General features: G+C 65.5%; 15 protein-coding genes. 3 read left to right on the top strand and 12 right to left on the bottom strand.

Features of this window, described 5'->3' with window-relative positions; translation table 11 throughout:
* Positions 1 to 8: 8 nt before the first annotated feature.
* Positions 9 to 1,148, bottom strand: coding sequence for an ABC transporter ATP-binding protein (locus tag BDOA9_RS32890; RefSeq protein ID WP_025038203.1), 1,140 nt, complete (start codon positions 1,146 to 1,148; stop codon positions 9 to 11).
* Positions 1,145 to 2,695 carry a glycerol-3-phosphate dehydrogenase gene (gene glpD / locus BDOA9_RS32895; RefSeq protein WP_025038204.1) on the bottom strand — a complete coding sequence of 517 codons (1,551 nt, stop codon included), beginning with the start codon at positions 2,693 to 2,695 and terminating at the stop codon, positions 1,145 to 1,147. Before glpD ends, BDOA9_RS32890 begins: the two co-directional genes overlap by 4 nt.
* A gap of 285 nt (positions 2,696 to 2,980) precedes the next feature.
* Here glpD and BDOA9_RS32900 point away from each other — a divergent pair, with 285 nt between their 5' ends.
* Together BDOA9_RS32900 and BDOA9_RS32905 are read left to right on the top strand one after the other, a co-directional pair.
* Positions 2,981 to 3,232, top strand: coding sequence for a type II toxin-antitoxin system Phd/YefM family antitoxin (locus BDOA9_RS32900; RefSeq protein WP_025038205.1), 252 nt, complete (start codon positions 2,981 to 2,983; stop codon positions 3,230 to 3,232).
* The gene (locus tag BDOA9_RS32905; RefSeq protein ID WP_025038206.1) at positions 3,232 to 3,648 is read left to right on the top strand and encodes a type II toxin-antitoxin system VapC family toxin; all 417 of its coding nucleotides are present in this window, start codon (positions 3,232 to 3,234) and stop codon (positions 3,646 to 3,648) included. Before BDOA9_RS32900 ends, BDOA9_RS32905 begins: the two co-directional genes overlap by 1 nt.
* A 3-nt stretch (positions 3,649 to 3,651) precedes the next feature.
* Here BDOA9_RS32905 and BDOA9_RS32910 read toward each other — a convergent pair whose 3' ends face one another.
* Entirely contained in the window at positions 3,652 to 4,497 is an 846-nt protein-coding gene (locus tag BDOA9_RS32910) for a DeoR/GlpR family DNA-binding transcription regulator (RefSeq protein ID WP_025038207.1), read from the bottom strand.
* Between the two features lie 106 nt (positions 4,498 to 4,603).
* Positions 4,604 to 5,290, bottom strand: coding sequence for an HAD family hydrolase (locus tag BDOA9_RS32915; RefSeq protein WP_025038208.1), 687 nt, complete (start codon positions 5,288 to 5,290; stop codon positions 4,604 to 4,606).
* Positions 5,291 to 5,443: 153 nt separating this feature from the next.
* Between BDOA9_RS32915 and BDOA9_RS32920 the strand changes: the two genes are divergently transcribed.
* The gene (locus BDOA9_RS32920) at positions 5,444 to 5,896 is read left to right on the top strand and encodes a nuclear transport factor 2 family protein (RefSeq protein WP_025038209.1); all 453 of its coding nucleotides are present in this window, start codon (positions 5,444 to 5,446) and stop codon (positions 5,894 to 5,896) included.
* 221 nt (positions 5,897 to 6,117) lie between these two features.
* On the opposite strand, the gene BDOA9_RS32925 is transcribed toward BDOA9_RS32920, so the two are convergent.
* From BDOA9_RS32925 to BDOA9_RS32960, 8 genes are all read right to left on the bottom strand, one after another.
* Positions 6,118 to 6,309, bottom strand: coding sequence for a hypothetical protein (locus BDOA9_RS32925; RefSeq protein ID WP_008568616.1), 192 nt, complete (start codon positions 6,307 to 6,309; stop codon positions 6,118 to 6,120).
* Between the two features lie 232 nt (positions 6,310 to 6,541).
* Positions 6,542 to 6,949 (bottom strand): acyl-CoA thioesterase, encoded by a 408-nt coding sequence (locus tag BDOA9_RS32930; RefSeq protein ID WP_025038210.1) that lies wholly within the window; start codon positions 6,947 to 6,949, stop codon positions 6,542 to 6,544.
* 7 nt (positions 6,950 to 6,956) lie between these two features.
* A complete protein-coding gene (locus tag BDOA9_RS32935) occupies positions 6,957 to 9,053 on the bottom strand; it encodes a 3-hydroxyacyl-CoA dehydrogenase NAD-binding domain-containing protein (protein WP_025038211.1) in 2,097 nt (698 codons plus the stop codon).
* A gap of 2 nt (positions 9,054 to 9,055) precedes the next feature.
* The gene (locus BDOA9_RS32940; RefSeq protein ID WP_025038212.1) at positions 9,056 to 10,339 is read right to left on the bottom strand and encodes an acetyl-CoA C-acetyltransferase; all 1,284 of its coding nucleotides are present in this window, start codon (positions 10,337 to 10,339) and stop codon (positions 9,056 to 9,058) included.
* Positions 10,339 to 12,606, bottom strand: coding sequence for an acyl-CoA dehydrogenase (locus tag BDOA9_RS32945; protein ID WP_025038213.1), 2,268 nt, complete (start codon positions 12,604 to 12,606; stop codon positions 10,339 to 10,341). The genes BDOA9_RS32940 and BDOA9_RS32945 overlap by 1 nt, the downstream gene beginning before the upstream one ends.
* 216 nt (positions 12,607 to 12,822) lie before the next feature.
* Positions 12,823 to 13,446, bottom strand: a complete 624-nt coding sequence (locus tag BDOA9_RS32950; protein ID WP_025038214.1) for a flavin reductase family protein — start codon at positions 13,444 to 13,446, stop codon at positions 12,823 to 12,825.
* A 178-nt stretch (positions 13,447 to 13,624) separates the two neighbouring features.
* Positions 13,625 to 14,224 (bottom strand): TetR/AcrR family transcriptional regulator, encoded by a 600-nt coding sequence (locus BDOA9_RS32955; protein ID WP_025038215.1) that lies wholly within the window; start codon positions 14,222 to 14,224, stop codon positions 13,625 to 13,627.
* Between the two features lie 33 nt (positions 14,225 to 14,257).
* Positions 14,258 to 17,395 carry an efflux RND transporter permease subunit gene (locus BDOA9_RS32960; protein ID WP_025038216.1) on the bottom strand — a complete coding sequence of 1,046 codons (3,138 nt, stop codon included), beginning with the start codon at positions 17,393 to 17,395 and terminating at the stop codon, positions 14,258 to 14,260.
* Positions 17,396 to 17,529 lie beyond the last annotated feature (134 nt).

The following is a 17,529-nucleotide window of genomic DNA, read 5'->3' on the forward strand; positions in this document are numbered from 1 at the left end:
CATCTCCCTCAAGAGCTTTGTCTGTTTGACGCGTTTTCTTCACGCGAACCGCTACGCACTTCGCTTGAAAACGCTATGCCCGGCGCGGCGACCAGCCGGTCCGCCGCGTCGAAGACGAAAACATCATTGGGATCGAGCACGGCATCCAGCGTCTGGCCGGGCTCGAACTCGTGCACGCCGTGCAGCACCGCCACCCAGTTCGATCCGTCGCGGGTCAGATGCACGAAGCTCTCCGAACCGGTGATCTCGGTCACCGTGACTGTGGCGTGGAAGGCATGGCGATCGGCCTCGCCGTTGGCAAGCCCGAGCTGATGGGCGCGGAAGCCGACACGATAAGTGCCGTCGGCGAGCGAGGCATAGAGGCCCGAGGCCGGCGAGGACGTGCCGCCGGCATATGCGACGTGCCCATTCTTCTTCTCGATGCCGACAAGGTTGAGCGGCGGATCCGAAAACACCTGGGCGACGCGAAGCGTCTGCGGCCGGCGGTAGACGTTGGTGGTCTCGCCCATCTGCAGCGCCTGGCCCTCCCACATGCACACCGTGTTGCCGCCGAGCAGCAGCGCCTCGGTCGGCTCGGTGGTGGCATAGACGAAGATCGCGCCCGAGGCCTCGAAGATGCGCGGCAGCTCCGCCCGCAGCTCCTCGCGCAGTTTGTAGTCGAGATTGGCGAGTGGCTCGTCGAGCAGGACGAGGTCGGCGCCCTTGACCAGCGCGCGCGCGATCGCGGTGCGCTGCTGCTGGCCGCCGGAGAGCTGGAGCGGCGTGCGCTTCAGGAACGGCTCGAGTCGCAGCAGCTTTGCCGCCTCGGCGACGCGCGCCTCGATCTCGTCGCGCGGCTTGCCCTGCACGCGCAGGGGCGAAGCGATGTTCTCGTAGACCGTGAGCGAGGGGTAGTTGATGAATTGCTGATAGACCATGGCGACCGAGCGCTGGCGCACGTCGGCGCCGGTGACGTCTTTGCCGTTGACGAACACCTTGCCCGTGGTCGGCTTGTCGAGGCCGGCGAGCAACCGCATGATCGAGGTCTTGCCTGACAGCGTCGGCCCGAGCAGCACGTTGAGGGTTCCACTTTCGAGCGTCAGCGAGACGTCGCGGATGTGTGGCACGCCTTCCACGGTCCGGGTCACGTGATCGAGTGTCACGGTCATGAGCGTCCTCCCGCTTCCAGCAGGGGACTTTGCGCCACGGCGTGGCTCCTGATCCAGTCGTCGAGGGCCGCGATCTCGTCGGCAGATAGTCGCAGGCCGAGCTTGGAACGGCGCCAGACCACGTCCTCGGCGGTGACGGCCCATTCATTGGCCATGAGATAGCGCACCTCGCGCTCGGTCAGCGTGGCGCCAAAGGCCTGGCCGAGGTCGGCGGCCGATTTCGCATCGCCGAGCAGCTTGATGGCACGGGTGCCATAGGCGCGCGACAGGCGCCGCGCATGCTCATGGCTGAGGAAGGGATAGCCGCGCTGCAGCTCGGCGATCAGGCCGTCGATGTCCGATACGTTCATGTCGCCGCCCGGCAGCGGCCATTTGCCGGTCCAGCCCTCGCGCGCTTTCGCACTGCGTAAGAAGGGCGCAAGGCGCTCCAAGGCCTCCTCGGCGAGCCTGCGATAGGTCGTGATCTTGCCGCCATAGATCGACAACAGCGGCACGCCGCCGGGCGTGTCGAGCTCGAACACGTAGTCGCGCGTCGCGGCCTTGGCCTCGCTGGCGCCGTCGTCATAGAGCGGACGCACGCCGGAATAGGTCCAGACCACGTCATCGGGCGCGACGGGCTTGGCCAGATATTCGCTCGCCGCCTTGCAGAGATATTCGATCTCTTCGGTCGTCGCCTTCACCTTGGCGGGATCGCCGTCATAGTCGCGATCGGTGGTACCGATCAGCGTGAAGTCGTCCTGGTACGGGATCACGAAGATGATGCGGCCGTCGGCATTCTGGAACATGTAGGCGCGGTCGTGGTCGTAGAGCTTCTTCACGACGATGTGCGAGCCCTGCACCAGGCGCACCTTGGCTTTCGCATTGACGCCGGCCCCGCGGCCGAGCACGTCCTCGACCCAGGGCCCGCCGGCATTGATCAGCGCCTTGGCCCGGATCTGCGAGCGCGCACCCGTCAGCGTGTCGACCATGCTGACGGTCCAGAGGCCGTCCGACTGGCGAATCTCGGTGGCGCGGGTGCGGGTGCGGATCTCGGCGCCCTTGTCGGCGGCGTCGCGCGCGTTGAGCACGACGAGCCGGGCGTCATCGACGAAGCAGTCCGAATATTCGAAGGCGCGGCTGTAGCGATTCGGGATCAGCGGCTTGCCGACCTCATCGCGCTTGAGATCGACCGAGCGGGTCGCCGGCAGCAGGTGACGGCCGCCGATGTGATCATAGAGGAAGAGGCCGAGGCGCAGCAGCCAGGCCGGGCGCAGGCCGGCGTGATGCGGCAAAACGAAACGCAGGGGTCGGATGATGTGGGGCGCGATGCCCCACAGGATCTCGCGCTCGATCAGCGCCTCGCGGACCAGCCGGAACTCGTAATATTCGAGATAGCGCAGGCCGCCATGCACGAGCTTGGTCGACCAGGACGATGTCCCGCTCGCCAGATCGTTCATTTCGCACAGGAAAACCGTGTTGCCGCGGCCCACCGCGTCGCGCGCGATGCCGCAGCCGTTAACACCGCCTCCAATGATGGCGAGATCGAAAATACGCTCCAACAGACGCATCCCCCGGCGACCGCCCGTTCGTTCGAGCGGCTACTTTCGTTTTTGATTAGATCACACCGAAAAACGAAAGCAAGATGAAAGAGAGGCGAAAGGAAGCGAAAGAGGAACTTTTTTGGTGGGCAATACGGCGGAGAAATCGGCGGGAGAACGGTCCGGTTTGGAGGCAAACGGCGCGATTGCTCAGCACAGGACAAGCTTGTGACGCGCCGGAGACCTTGAATGTAGCAACATATCTACATATCATTCTCACTACCAAGGGATTGCGACGTCGAGGGCGCAGAAACGATGGTAACCACCCTGACCAGCCGCGAATTCAACCAGGACACGAGCGGCGCCAAAAAAGCGGCCTCGCAGGGACCCGTCTTCATTACGGACCGCGGTCGCCCGGCCCATGTCCTGCTGACCATCGAGGATTATTTGCGCCTGACCGGCGGGCACATGAGCCTTGCGGAAGCTCTGGCGCAGGCGGACGCGGACTTCGATTTCGATCCGCCTCGCATTGAGGGCGGCATCTCCAGGCCCGCCGATCTCGACTGATGTTTCTGCTGGATACCAATGTCGTTTCCGAGCTGAGGCGACCGGATCGAGCGGATCGCAACGTCCTCGCCTGGGCCAACACAGTGCCCGCGGCAAGCTTCTTCATCTCCGCCATCTCGATCCTCGAAATCGAGCTGGGCGCACGCCTGATCGAGCGCGGGGACGCGGCGCAAGGCGCTGTCCTGCGCGCCTGGATCGACCATCACATCCTGGCCCGCTTCAAGGGGCGAATACTGCCGATCGATACTGCCGTGGCCCAGCATTGTGCCCAACTTCACGTTCCCAACCCACGGGCCGAACGCGACGCCCTCATTGCGGCGACCGCGCTCGTTCACGGCTTGACGGTCGTGACGCGCAACATGGAGGATTTCGAGCCGACAGGCGTTCCGCTGCTCAACCCGTGGGACGACGCTTAGTCCCTATCTCAGCCGCACCACTGGCGCAGCTTCCGGCGCGGCATCCTGGGTGTCGGCCGGCGCATCGTCGATATCGGCGCCCTTCGGCATCGCCTCGACCACCTCGATGCCCTTGCTGTGGCAGATGGTGGCGAGGCGCTCGGGGAGTTCCTGGTCGGTGACGAAGGTCTGGATCTGGGTGATGTGGGCAATGCGCACCGGCGCGCTGCGGCGCAGCTTGGTAGAATCGGCGACCAGCATGACGCTGCGGGCGTTGGCGATGATGGCCTGCGCCACCTGCACCTCGCGATAGTCGAAGTCGAGCAGCGCGCCCTCCTCGTCGATCGCGGACGCGCCGATGATGGCGTAGTCGACCTTGAACTGGCCGATCAGCTGCGTCGCGGTCGAGCCGACCACCGCGCCGTCGGCGCGCCGCACCGTGCCGCCGGCGACCACCACCTCGATGCGCGGATGGCGGTAGAGCAGCATGGCGACATTGAGGTTGTTGGTGATGACGAGGAGGTCCTCGTGCGAGGTCAGCGCGCTCGCGACCTCTTCCGTCGTAGTGCCGATGTTGATGAAGAGCGAGCAGCCGTTCGGGATCAGCGATGCGGCGGCGGCGCCAATGGCCTTCTTCTCGTCGGCGGCGACGAAGCGGCGCGCCTCATAGGCGAGATTTTCGACGCCCGAGGCGATGATGGCGCCGCCATGGATGCGGGTCAGCGATCTCCGCTCGCAGAGATCGTTGAGATCCTTGCGGATGGTCTGCGCGGACACCTCGAAGCGGCGCGCGAGCTCCTCGACCATGACACGGCCGGAGGCCCGCGCGATGTTGAGGATTTCGGCTTGGCGATGGGTCAGTCCGGTCACGGCAACGGCCTCACATCAGAATGGTGCATGGTGGGGCGGTTCGCGCCTGCGGTCAATGCGCACGACGATCACGGTTAACGGGTGAAGGTCCTCACCACGCCATTTGTCACCACGCCATGACGCTCGCAAGGCGCGCGAGCAGCGTCGGGTCGTCGAAGGCGCTCGCGGAGGCGACCGCGCCTGCTCCAACCAGGTCAGCATGGCTGAGGCTGGTGCGGATACCCACGGTCGGAATGCCGGCGGCCGTCGCAGACTGCACGCCGGTGCGGGAATCCTCGAATGCGATCGAGGTTTCCGGCCTCGCGCCGACGAAACGCAGCCCTTTCTGATAGGGCAGCGGATGCGGCTTGCCGTGCGGCAGCTCGGCGCCGATCACGAGCGCCTTGAAACGATGCGTGATGCCGAGGCCGGAGAGCAGCAGCTCGGCGTTGAGACGCGGCGCGTTGGTCACTGCGACCATGGGAATGCCGGCGCCATCGGCGCGGTCGAGCAGCGCCATCAGGCCCGGCAGCGGTGCGATCTGCCCGGCCACCAGCGTGCGGAAGACCTCCTCCTTCTCTTCGAGAATCAGGGCGCGCCGCTCCGGCGCCTCGTGCGGCAGAAAGCGATCGCCGATGGCGACATTGGCGAAGCCCTGCAGCTCGCGGGAGAAACGTGCGTGATCGAAGACATGTCCGTGCGGGCCAAGCACCTGGTTGAAAGCCTTCAGGTGCAACGGGTCGGTGTCGGCAAGCGTGCCGTCGATGTCGAACAACAACGCCCGGCCCGTTCCATCGTGTCTGGTCTCGATCATTTCCGTACTTTCCCAAATGGCCGACGCATCGATGCGGAAGGCGTATCAATACAGCCTCGATCGCGCAACGACGCATCCACATGAAGACAGCTGACACTCGACAACGCCGCGCGTCACTGCAACACTGGTTGCAAGATCAAAAAGGAGGAAACGATGACGATCAACCGACGCGATCTGGCTCTCTCGACTCTGGCCGTCTCCGCGCTTGCGTTCGCGACGCCGGCCCTCGCCGCCTCGGCCGACGAGGACGCCGTGGCGAAGAGGGTCGAGGCCTTCCGCCTCGCCCAGATCGCGGCCGATCCCAAGGCGCTCGGCGCGCTGTGCGCGGAGGAGCTGAGCTACAGCCATTCCAGCGGCAAGGTCGAGGACAAGGCGACCTTCATCGCCAACGCGACCGACGGCAAGTCCAAGTTCCTGTCGATCGAGTACAAGGAACCCACCATCAAGGTCGTCGGCCCCGCAGCGATCGTGCGTTTCCACTGGCTGGGCGAGCAGGAGATGGCGGCCGATGGGAAAAAAGTATCGACCAACCTTCACATCCTGATGAACTGGCAGAAGCAAGGCGACGAGTGGAAGCTGTTGTCGCGGGCGGCGACGAAGTTGTGACGCGTGTTAACCCTCTCCCCCTGCGGGAGAGGGTGGCCCGCTTCGCAGCGGCGAGACGGGTGAGGGGTTGCCTCTGCCAAGTAATCTCTAGCTTGTGAACGCGCCGATAGAGCCCCTCATCCGGCGCCATAGCCGAAGCTTTGCTTCGGCGTTCTCTTAAGGCACGGCCGCCGGAGGCGGCCTATGCCACCTTCTCCCGCAAGGGGAGAAGGAAGAAAGGACTACGCCGCCTCCTTCACATCGCCGTTGATCAGCTTGCGCGCGGCGCGCTCGGCTTCGCGGGCGTTGCGGAAGAGCTGGCCTTCGAGGCGGTTGAAGCGGTGGGATGACGCGAAGAAACAATAGCCTCCCTGGGAACGAACGACGATACCTGCGGTCTGCGAGTTGACTTCGATGATGTAGCTGTCCGGCATGGTCCGTGGATTCCTCAGTGCGGGCAAACAACCGGATTCCTGCCTGAAAGTTCCTCAGGCAAATCAGCCGATTTCCACCCCGAATCGACGTGCATCTGAGTACGCCGGGACCTCATCCGTTTTATGACTGGTTCTTGACTGGTTCTTGGCGAAGCCGCGACGCGGGTGACTCGTGCCGCGTTCTGCGGCGCTACAAGCGCCATCACAAGATGGGGCAGAGCGTCACGCGCGATTACGTCGCGATCGGCGGATCGTTGCGCTGGATCGCCTGGGGTCGGCCGTGGTCGTCGATCGAGACGTAGGTGAAATGACCGTCGGTGACGAGGAACGGATGCAGCTCCTTGCGCCGCAATGCCCAGGCCTCGAGATGCACGGTCAGCGAGGTGCGCCCGACGCGCACGAGATTGGCATAGACCGAGACGAGATCGCCGACATAGACCGCCTTGCGAAAATTCATCGCCTCGATCGCGACGGTCACGGTGCGCGACCGCGCGACCTTCGAGGCGAACACGCCGCCGCCGACGTCCATCTGGCTGAGCAGCCAGCCGCCGAAGATGTCGCCGTTGGCATTGGTGTCGGCCGGCATCGCCAGCGTGCGGATGCAGAGATCGCCGCTCGGCCCGGTCGCTTGTTCGCTCATATGGCTCTCACTTGAAATTGTCCCAGCCCGGATCGGGCGCGAAACGCGCGCCGAATCGTTCCGCCAGCGCGCGCAGGGTGGATACAATGTTTTCGACACCGCGCGTGCGCGCATAATTGAGCGGACCGCCGCGGAACGGCGCATAACCGGTGCCGAAGATCATGGCGCCATCGACCGCATCGGCATCGTCGACGATGCCCTCGCGAAGCGCCGCGACGCAGACATTGGACATCGGCAGCACCAGGCGGTCGATCATCTGGTCGGTGACGCGCGGCCCGGTCTCCGGCAACGGCGCTTTCTGCGCCTTGCCGTCCTTCCAGCTGTAAAAGCCCTTCCCGGTCTTGCGGCCGAGCTCGCCCCTGGCGACCTTCTCGCGTAGCCAGGCCGGCGGCGGCGGCAGGAGATCGCCGAACTTGGTGCGCAGCATGTCGCCGACGTCGAGGCAGATGTCGAGGCCGACCTGATCGGCCAGCTCGATCGGCCCCATCGGCATGCCGAACTGCTCGGCCGCGGCGTCGATCAGGCGCTGGTCGATCTTCTCGTCCAGCATCACCATGGCTTCCAGCATGTACAGCGTCAGCGCACGGTTGACGAGGAAGCCGGGCGAGCTCTGCACAGACAACGGCAGGCGGTCGATGGCGCCGACGAAGGCGAGCGCCTCTTTCAGCACTTGCGCATCGTTGCCGTCGTGACTGACGACCTCGACCAGCTGCAGCCGCGACACCGGATTGAAGAAATGCAGGCCGACCAGCCGGTCCGGCCGCGCCAGCGTGGTGCGCAGGTCCTGCAGCGGAATGCTCGACGTATTGGTCGCGAGGATCGCGCTGGGCTTCATGCGCGGCTCGATGCCGGCATAGACCTTCTGCTTCAGCTCCAGCTTCTCCGGCACCGCCTCGATGACGAGGTCGGCATTGCGAACGCCCTCGCCGTCCATATCCGGAATCAGGCGATCGAGCGCGTCGCGCACGTCGGTGGGCTTGCGGATGATCTTGCCGTAGAGCTCGGCCGCGCGCTTCACCGCGCCCGCGATCGGCTCCGCCTTCATGTCGGCGAGCGAGACGCGCAAGCCCTGCCCGGCTACCCATGCCGCGATGTCGCCGCCCATGGCGCCGGCGCCGATGACGTGGACATGTTTCACCGTGCTGCCGGAGCCTGCCGCCTTCTTCATCAGCTCGCGCAGGAAGAACACGCGGATCAGATTCTGCGCGGTCGGCGTCACCATCAGCTTGGCGAACGAGGCCTGCTCGGCCTTCAGCATCGCGGATTTGCTGCCGCCATGCGCTTCCCAGAGATCGATCAGCGCAAAGGGCGCTGGATAGTGCTCGCGCGATGCAGCCTTCGCGGCCTCCGCGCGCATGCGCTTGGCCAGCAGGCCGCGCACCGGCCCGAGATTGGCGGCGCGCGTCAGCAGACCCGGCTTGGCCCGCTTCAGGCGGCCGAACAGCGCATCCCTCACCGCGCCCTGGACATGCCGCTCCTGCGTCACGGCGTCGACGAGGCCGAGCGCCTTGGCGCGGCGGGCGTCAATGGTGCGGCCGGTCAACATCAGCGCCATCGACTGGGTCGGATTGACCAAAGCGGTGAACCGGGCGGTGCCGCCGAGACCCGGATGCAGGCCGAGCATCACCTCCGGGAAGCCGAAACGCGCGCCCTCGACGGCGATGCGCGCCTGGCAGGCCAGCGCGACCTCGAGCCCGCCGCCGAGGCAGAAGCCGTGAATGACCGCGACCGTCGGCAGCTTGAGCGCTTCCAGATGATCGACCACCGCATGCGCGGCGCGGATGCGGGTCTCCACCATGCCGGCATCGCTGGCCCCGCGGAATTCATTGACGTCGGCGCCGGCGATGAAGCCGGACGGCTTGGCCGAGCGGATGACGAGACCGGCGGGGCGCTCGGTCTCGATCGCCGCGAGCACCGCGTCGAACTCCTCCATCACGTCGGAGGAGAGCGTGTTGGCGCTGGCGTCAGCGCGGTCGAACAGCAGCCAGGCGACGCCATCGGCATCGCGCGTCGGCTTGAAGTGCTTGTAGAGACTGTCTTGCGCCGGCTGCGGCCCGAGTGCCAGCACGCGATCGCCGAGCGCGGTCATGATCCTGGAATCCATGGTCACACCGCCTCGATCAGCATGGCGCCGCCGAGCCCGCCGCCGATGCATTCGGTGGCAATTCCGCGCCGCGTGCCGAGCCGCTTCATCGCGTTGACGAGATGCAGCACGATGCGATTGCCGGAGCTGCCGACGGGGTGGCCGAGCGAAATCGCGCCGCCATCGACGTTGAGCTTTTCACGGTCGATCTCGCCGGCGGCACCATCGAGGCCGAGAATCTCGCGGCAGAATTTGTCGTCGTTCCAGGCGGCGAGACAGCCGAGCACTTGCGTCGCGAAGGCCTCGTTCAGCTCCCAGGTCTCGACGTCCTTGAGGGTGAGGTCGTTGCGCTTCAGCAGCGGCGTCACCGACATCACCGGGCCGAGCCCCATGATGCCGGGATCGAGCGCGGCCCAATGGCTGTCGACGATCGCAGCTTTCGGCGTCAGCTTGTGCCTTGCAACGGCAGCGTCGGAGGCGAGGATCACCCAGGACGCACCGTCGGTGATCTGCGAGGAATTGCCGGCGGTGACCTGGCCCCAGGGGCGCTCGAACACCGGCCGGAGTTTTGCCAGTGTCTCGGCGGTGGAGTCCGGACGAACGCCGTCGTCGTGGTCGAAGAACTTGCCGTCGCGGGAGAACGCAGTCTCGACCTCGCCCTTCAGATAACCCGCGCTTTGCGCATGCGCGAGCCGGCGATGGCTTTCGGCGGCGTAGGCATCCGACTGCGCGCGCGTGATGCCGAAGAGATGGCCGACGACCTCCGCGGTCTGGCCCATGTTCAGCTCGGTGACGGGATCGGTCAGACCGCGCTCGAGGCCGATGATCGGCTTGAGATCGCGAGGCCTCAGCTTGAGCGCCGAGGCGAGCTTCGCGGCCACACCCTTGGCGGTGGCAAGGCCGGCGAACCAGCGCACGCCGGAGTTCGGCCAGACCAGCGGCGCGTGGCTGAGCGCCTCGGTGCCTCCAGCCAAGATCATGTCGGCATGGCCTTCGCGGATATAGCGGTAGGCGGTGTCGATCGACTGCATGCCCGAGCCGCAATTGATCTGCACGGTGAAGGCGACCATGTCCTCGCCCATGCCGAGCCGGAGCGCGGCGACGCGGGCCGGATTCATCTCGTCCGCGATCACGTTGACGCAACCGAGAATGACCTGGTCGAAGCTATCGGGCGCAAACGGCTGGCGCGCCAGCAGCGGGCGGCCGCATTGCACGGCGAGATCGACCGGCGTGAACGGCCCGGGCCCCGAGCGCGCCTTCAGGAACGGCGTCCGGCTGCCGTCGACGATGAATACCGGTCGTGCCATCAGCTCGCCGCCCTCTGCTCACCGAGTTCCTGGAAGAACTGATGCACATTGACGGTTTTCCTGTAAATCGGCGACAGCGCCTCGGGCGCGAAATCGTCGACCTCGATCACTTTTGTGACGGCTTCGCGGGCAGCGGCGAGTTGCTCGCCCTCGGCCTGGGTCACCACGCCCTTGCTGACGGCCTCCTTCCAGTCGCGCAACTGCGCAGCGCGCATGCGCCTGGCGATCGCATCCGTCGCCGCGACCAGCTTGAACGCGCGCTCGAGCCGGGCAAAGCCGCCGTCGTCGTCGACATGGGCCAGATCCGGCGTGAGGCGCTCGCGGGCCGCCGACGGCTCGAGCACGATGGCAGCACATTGGTGCACGATTCGATCGGACGGGCCGAGCACCCGAGCGCCCAACGGCTGGACCACGAGCTTGAGGAAGCCGGCAACGAAGCGGTTCGGCAGGTTGGCCAGGATTTCGGCAAGCCGGTTCTCGATGGTCTTGAAGCCCGTCGCCATGCACCATTCCAGCGCGGCAAAATCCTCCTTCTGCCGCCCCTCGTCGTGCCAGCGCTTCAGCGCGGCCGAGAGCAGATAGAGCTCGGACAGGATGTCGCCGAAGCGGGCCGACAGCATCTCTTTGCGCTTGAGCGCGCCGCCGAGCGTCAGCAGCGCCATGTCGGCACAGAGCGCGAAGGCCGCGGAGTAGCGCGAGAGCTGGCGATAGAAGGGCGTGGCATCGCCCGCATCGGGCGCCATTGCAAAGGCACCAAGGGTCCAGCTGCGGCCGATGGCGCGAAACAGGGTGCGGAAGCTGTGGCCGACATGTTTCCAGAACGCCTTGTCGAACGCGGTGAGGCCGCGCTCGCGATCGGTGTCGGCGAGCGCATTCATCTCGTCGAGCAGATAGGGATGGGCGCGGATGGCGCCCTGCCCGAACACGATGAGATTGCGGCTCAGAATGTTGGCGCCCTCCACCGTGATGCCGACCGGCACGGCGCGGTGGAGATTGCCGAGATAATTTTGCGGACCGTCGATCACGGCCTTGCCGCCATGGATGTCCATGGCGTCGTCGATCGCGGTGCGCATCCGCTCGGTCGCATGCAGCTTCATGATGCCCGAGATGACGGCGGGATGGACGCCGGCATTCAGCGCTGCGCAGGTCAGCCGGCGTGCGGCATCGAGCTGGTAGGCGGTGGCGACGATCCGGGCGAGCGGCTCCTCGACGCCTTCGAACTTGGAGATGGAGATGCCGAACTGCTCGCGGATGCGGGCATAGGCGCCGGTGGTGCGCGCCGCATAGGCGGCCCCGGCGGCCGACAGTGACGGCAGCGAGATGCCGCGGCCGGCGGCGAGCGCGGTCATCAGCATCTTCCAGCCCTGCCCGAGGCGCTCCTTGCCGCCGATGACGTAGTCGAGCGGGATGAAGACGTCGCGGCCCCAATTCGGACCGTTCTGAAAGACCTGCATCGAGGGCAGATGGCGCTGACCGATCTCGACGCCGGGCAAATTGGTCGGGATCAGCGCCACGGTGATGCCGAGCTCTTCCTGGCTCCCGACGAGATGATCGGGATCATAGGCCTTGAAGGCAAGGCCGAGCAGCGTCGCGACCGGACCGAGCGTGATGTAGCGCTTGTGCCAGTTGAGACGGAGGCCGACGACCTCGCGACCCTCGAATTCGCCCTTGCAGATAATGCCGGTGTCGACCATCGAGGCGGCATCCGAGCCGGCTTCCGGGCTGGTGAGGCCGAAGCAGGGAATCTCGCGCCCGTCGGCGAGCCGCGGCAGCCAGCGCTGCTGCTGCTCCTTGGTGCCGAAGCGCATCAGGAGCTCGCCGGGGCCGAGCGAGTTCGGCACCATCACGGTGACCGCGGCCGCAATCGAGCGGGTCGAGATCTTGCGCACCACTTCCGAATGCGCGTAGGCCGAGAAGCCGAGGCCGCCGAACTCCTTCGGAATGATCATGCCGAAGAATTTTTCGCGCTTGACGAAGTGCCAGACGTCCTGCGGCAGGTCGCGCGTTTCCCAGAAAATCTTCCACTCGTCGAGCATGGCGCAGAGCTCGTCGACGGGGCCGCTCAGGAACGCCCGTTCCTCTTCCGTCAGCGTCGCCTGCGGGACCTTCAGCAGCTTCGACCAGTCGGGGTTGCCGGTGAAGAGATCGGCATCCCACCAGACGTCACCCGCCTCCAGCGCCTCGCGCTCGGTGTCGGACATCGCCGGCAGCACGCCGCGCGCCCACGAGAAGATCGGCTTTGTGATGGTGTCGCGGCGGAAGCTCATGGCAGACCTCATGCATCGGCGCGGAGACAGGTCATTTTAGCGGAAATCGGCTGGCGGAGGCGAACATCTCGCCTGCAACATTGACGCGGCCGGGCAGCCGCCCGAGGCGATAACGGCTGGGGCGTGGGTGCAGTTCCGGGAGGAGATTTGGGGCAGTGTCTCTCAGCGTCATTCCGGGCTCGCGCCTAACGGCGCGCCCCGGAATGACGGAGTGGCCTAATCCGGCCGGACCATCTCGAACATGTTTTCCGGCTTGATCTCGAAATAATCGCCGCGACGGCCGGCGCGGACGATGGGGCGGGCGGCGGCGGTCTGGTAGACGCCGTCCTTGATCAGGGCCTTGTCGATGTGGACGGCGACGACCTCGCCGAGCGTCAGCCAGGCATCGGCCTCCCTGCCGTCGGCGCCCTTGAGGCGGACGATGTCGGACACCTTGCACTCGAAGGCGACCGGGCTCTCGCCGACGCGCGGGACATTGACGAGCTTGCCGGGCACGGCAGTGAGGCCCGCGACCTCGAACTCGTCGACCTCGGGGGCGACATGCGCGGCGGTCGCGTTCATGTGCTTGGCGAGATCCATCGTGGTGAGATTCCAGACGAACTCGCCGGTCTGCTGCATGTTCTCGACCGTGTCCTTCCAGTTGGTCGAGGAGAAGCCGATGATCGGCGGCACGTAGCAGAACGCATTGAAGAAGCTGTAGGGCGCGAGATTGACGTGGCCCCTGGCGTCGCGCGAGGAGATCCAGCCGATCGGCCGCGGCGCGATGATGGCGTTGAAGGGATCGTGCTTGAGGCCGTGGCCCTTGGAGGGCTCGTAGAAGTACAGGTCTTTATCGGTCACGCTGCTTCCTTTTCGTCATTGCGAGCGCAGCGAAGCAATCCAGACTGTCTCCGCGGAGGGATTCTGGATTGCTTCGCTGCGCTCGCAATGACGGAGTATGTTGATCCGTCCCAGTCCACCACCAGCCGGTTGGCCAGGAGGCGGTAGGCCTGCTTATAGGAGGAAACGCCCCCGCCCGTCAGTGGCGCGGCGACAGACCGGCGATGACGAAATCGATCATCTGGTCGATGGTCGGGCCCGGCTTGGTGGCGCACTGGGCGATCATCTGGGGGTGGAAGAAGCGGATCATCGCGGTGCATGAGCACAGCGCAGCCTGCTGCAGGTCCGGCGCCTCGAACTCGCCGGAGGCGACGCCTTGCGCGATCATCTGGCCGATGACGCCGGCGATGCACTCCATATGGGCAACGCAGACGTCCCAGTCCTCCTCCATCGCGATCGCGACCATCTCGTGCAGCTTGTTGTCGCCAACATAGCGCTCGGTGTTCATACGATGGATGGTGGTGAGCAACTCGCGGAAGCGCTCCTTCACCGGACCGGGCTTTGCCACGATCCGCTGCGCCTCCAGCTCGACCTCGCCCATCAGCGAGCGGGCCACCGCCTGATGGATCGCCTTCTTCGATTCGAAGAAGCGATACACGTTGGCGGGGCTCATCCTGAGCTCCTTGGCGATGTCGCCGACGGTCGTCTTCTGGTAGCCGATCTGGCGGAACAGCCGCTCGGCCACCTCGAGGATGCGATCCCGGGTGTCGACTTCGATATGTTCCGAAACAAGGGCCATCAGTCAGGACTCGCTGGTCAGCAGTCTTCTCATCTATTCAGCCGCTTCGGCAAGCGGAATTGCGTGCGGGTCATCGCTCCCATGCTGCGGCGCGGCAGGCTGTTCGGGCGTGCCTGCCTCGTCCAGGCTCTTGCGGAACCAGAGGGCGTACAGGCCCGGCAGGTACAGCAGCGTCAGGAAGGTCGCGACGAACAGGCCGCCCATGATGGTGATCGCCATCGGGCCCCAGAAGGCCGAGCGCGACAACGGTATCATGGCGAGGATCGCGGCGAGCGCCGTCAGCACCACCGGCCGGGCGCGGCGGACGGTCGCCTCGACGATCGCCTCGCGCCGGGTCAGGCCGTGGCTGACGTCGGTCTCGATCTGGTCGACCAGGATGACCGTGTTGCGCATGATCATGCCGGCGAGCGCGATCAGGCCGAGCAGCGCCACGAAGCCGAACGGGGCATTGGCGACGTTGAGCCCGAGCGAGGCACCGACGATGCCGAGCGGCGCGGTCAGGAACACCAGGATCAGGCGCGAGAAGCTCTGCAGCTGGATCATCAGCAGCGTCAGCATCACCATGACCATCACCGGGAAGAGGATGAAGATCGAGGCATTGCCCTTGGCGGATTCCTCGAACGCGCCGCCCGCCTCGATGCGGTAGGCCGGCTCGAGATGATCCTTGATCGGCTTCAGCTTCGGCGTGATCTGGTTGGTCACGTCGGGCGCCTGCACGCCGTCGACGACGTCGGAGCGCACGGTGATCGCCATGTCGCGGTTGCGCCGCCACATGATCGGCTCCTCGTGGGCGTACTCGATCTTGGCAATCTGCTGCAGCGGCACGGCGACGCCGTTCTTCGAGGTGATGGTGAGGTCGCCGACGCCGCCGAGGTCGAGGCGTTCGGACGGGATCGCGCGGGCAACCACGCCGACCTTCTCGATGCCGTCGCGCACGGTGGTGACCTGCGAGCCCGAGATCAGCATCGCCAGCGCCTGCGAGACGTCCTGCGGGGTCAGGCCCATGGCGCGGGCGCGATCCTGGTCGACGACGAGCTTGAGGTAGGGCGACTGCTCGTTCCAGTCGAGCTGCACGTCCTTGACGCTCTTGTTCTCCCGCATGACGTCGCGGACCTGATAGGCGATCTCACGCACCTTGTTGGCGTCGGGGCCGATCACGCGGAACTGGACGGGAAAGCCCACCGGCGGACCGAAATTGAAGCGGTCGACGCGCACGCGTGCCTCGGTCAGGAAGCCCTCGGCGGCCGCGGTCTCGATCTTGGCCTTGATGCGCTCGCGCGCCTCGACGCCCTTGGCGACGATGACGATCTCGGCAAAGGCCTCGTTCGGAAGCTGCGGATTGAGGCCGAGCCAGAAGCGCGGCGAGCCCTGGCCGACATAGGCAGTATAGGTCTCGATGTCCTTGTCGTCCTTGAGCAGCGTCTCGGCCTTCTTCACCGCCTTCTCGGTGACGTTGAAGGCGGTGCCTTCCGGCAGGCGCAGCTGCAGGAACAGCTCGGGCCGCTCCGAGAGCGGAAAGAACTGCTGCTGGACATGGCCGAAGCCGACGATCGAGGCGACGAAGACGCCGACGGTCGCGGCCACCACGGTGATGCGATGGTTGACGCACCATGTCACGATGGCGCGCAAGCCGCGGTACATGCGGGTCTCGTAGACCGCATGCGGATCATGATTGTGATGCGCCTTCATCTCAGGCAGCAGCTTGACGCCGATATAGGGCGTGAAGATCACCGCCACGAACCAGGAGGCGACCAGCGCGATCGCCACGATCCAGAAGATGCTGCCGGCATATTCGCCGACCGCTGAATTGGCAAAGCCGATGGGGAGGAAGCCAGCGGCCGTGACCAGCGTTCCCGTGAGCATCGGAAACGCAGTGGATTCCCAGGCAAAGGACGCCGCACGCATGCGATCCCAACCCTGCTCCATCTTCACCACCATCATCTCGACCGCGATGATGGCATCATCGACCAAGAGCCCGAGCGCGATGATCAGCGCGCCGAGCGTGATGCGGTGCAGGTCGAGCGACATCGTGTTCATGACAATGAAGACGATGCCGAGCACTAGGGGCACCGACAGCGCGACCACGATGCCGGTGCGCCAGCCGAGCGCCAGGAACGAGACGAACAGGACGATGACGAGCGCTTCCATGAAGGAATGCACGAACTCGCCGACGGCGTGCTCGACCACCTTGGGCTGGTCGGCGATCAGCTTGACGTCGACGCCCTGCGGCACCGCCTTCATGAAGTCGGCCGTCGCCTTCTCGACCTCCTTGCCGAGCTCGAGGATGTTGGCGCCCTTGGCGGTGACGACACCGATGCCGATGGCGGGCTTGCCCTCCTGGCGCACGACGAAGCTCGGCGGATCGACATAGCCGTGGGTGACGGTGGCGATGTCGCCGAGACGGAACACCCGGCCGTTGCTCTCGACCGGCGTTTCGGCGACGGCCTTGGCACCGTCGAGCGCGCCGGTGACGCGCAGCGGCACGCGCTGCGAGGAGGTCTCGACCGTGCCGGCCGGCGTCACGTTGTTCTGCTTGGCGAGCGAATCGAACAGGGCCTGCGGCGTGATGCCGAGCGTGGCAAGCTTGGCATGGCTGAACTCGACGAAGATGCGCTCATCCTGGTTGCCGTAGACGTCGACCTTGGTGACGCCGGGCACCTTCAGCAGGCGCTGGCGGAATCCTTCGGAGACCTTCTTGAGCTGGGCATAATCGGCGCCGTCGCCGGTCATCATGTAGAGGATGGAATCGACGTCGGAGAACTCGTCGTTGACGACGGGCCCGAGAATGCCGGACGGCAGCTGGCCCTGCACGTCGACCAGCTTCTTGCGCAGGAGATAGAAAAGGTAGGGCACGTCCTTCGGCGGCGTGTTGTCGCGGAAGGTGACCTGGAGTGCCGCGAAGCCGGGCTTGGAATAGGTCTGCACCTTCTCGAAATAGGGCAGCTCCTGGATCTTCTTCTCGATGGGATCGGCGACCTGCGCCTGCATCTCCTGCGACGTCGCACCCGGCCACATGACGGAAACGTTCACCGTCTTGACCGTGAAGAACGGGTCCTCCGCGCGACCGAGCTTCTCATAGGAGAAGAAGCCGGCGACGCCGAGGATGATCATCAGGAAGAGCACCAGCGTCGGATGGCTGACGGCCCAGGCCGAAAGGTTGAAGCGCTTCATCGCACTCTCCGAAAGACGATCCAGTTGCAAACAACGACAGCCGCTCTGCTTAAACCGTCGTCGCGAGGCAGCGAAGCAATCCAGGGGGCTGGGCAGGTTCTGGATCGCTTCGCCGCTTCAGCCTCTGCTTAGGG

It is taken from the genome of Bradyrhizobium sp. DOA9 (assembly GCF_000617845.2).
Lineage (GTDB): Bacteria > Pseudomonadota > Alphaproteobacteria > Rhizobiales > Xanthobacteraceae > Bradyrhizobium.